General features: G+C 73.6%; 1 protein-coding gene and 1 pseudogene. Both read right to left on the reverse strand.

Translation table 11 applies throughout. From position 1 onward, the window contains the following. Positions 1 to 242: pseudogene (locus tag ACIKT0_RS18915) on the reverse strand (NUDIX hydrolase); the annotation flags it as partial. After that, positions 239 to 1033, reverse strand: a 795-nt coding sequence (locus ACIKT0_RS18920; RefSeq protein ID WP_407106841.1) for a glycosyltransferase family 87 protein, incomplete at its 5' end; no start/stop codon positions are given. The pseudogene ACIKT0_RS18915 and the gene ACIKT0_RS18920, both read right to left, overlap by 4 nt.

Here is a 1033-nt window from a genome sequence, read left to right on the forward strand (position 1 = left end):
CCGCCTGCGCGCAGCCACAGGAAGGTGGAGTACGGCGCCTCGCGGAAGCGGGCCTCGAGCCGGCCGGAGGCGAGATCGACGGTCTCGGCGAGCAGCACGCGCCCGTCGAACAGCCGCGGGTTCTCGGCGACGCGCGCCGCCCAGTAGCGCTGCGCCTCGGCGCGCTCGCCCTCCCCTATCGCGAGCTCGCCCGGAAGAACCTTTCCCTCGAAGGCGGATACGTCGACGACTTCAACGCTCATGCGAAGGACGCCTCCCCGGCTGGTCGTCCGGCGGCGTGGCGGACCGTCCCCCGGACCGCCACGACAAGCGCGGCGACGAGCGCCACAGGCCCGAGCGACGCGCCGGCCAGCGCGAGCGGCATGATCACAATCGGCGCGATCCAGGCAAGCAGCAGCCAGCCGGAAGCCTGCGCCCGCGTCGCCGCCCACACGACGATCGCGCCCGCGAGCGCCGTCATGTCGTAGTTGAACGCATAAGGCAGCGCGAGCAGCGCGCCGGCGCTCAGCACGAGCGCGCGTCCCGCGGGATCGCTCATGCGCCGGAACGCGAAGACCGTGAGCGGCGCCGCCACGAGCGTCGTGGCCGCCTGCAGCGGCCATGCCGCCGCGGGGCCGGCGAGCGCCTTGGCGGCCTGATACACGGTCGGCATCATGGTCACGAAGCCGCCGACGCCCTGCGTAAGAATCTCGCCCTGCACGCCGGTGGTGACGCCGAGATAGAGCCGCCAGGGCTCGAGCCCGAAGGCGGCCACGCTGAGCGCGACCAGTGCGAGCGTGGTCCCGGCCGCCCAGAGGATCGTCCGCCAAGCGCCGATCGCCACCAGCGCGAAGGGCAGCAGAAGCCCCAGATGCGGCTTGATCGTCAGCAGCCCGATCAGCACGCCTGCGAGCCATGGCCGACGTGGCAGCGCCGCCAGCGCGCCCAGCGTGAGCGCGCCGGTCAGGTGGCCGTTCTGGCCGAAGGCGACGTCCACCACGCTCGCGGGCGAGATCGCGGCCAGCAGGCAGCACAGCCGGCGGCGTCCGGCCGG

This window comes from Hansschlegelia beijingensis (assembly GCF_045505405.1).
Classification (GTDB): Bacteria; Pseudomonadota; Alphaproteobacteria; order Rhizobiales; family Methylopilaceae; genus Methylopila; species Methylopila beijingensis_A.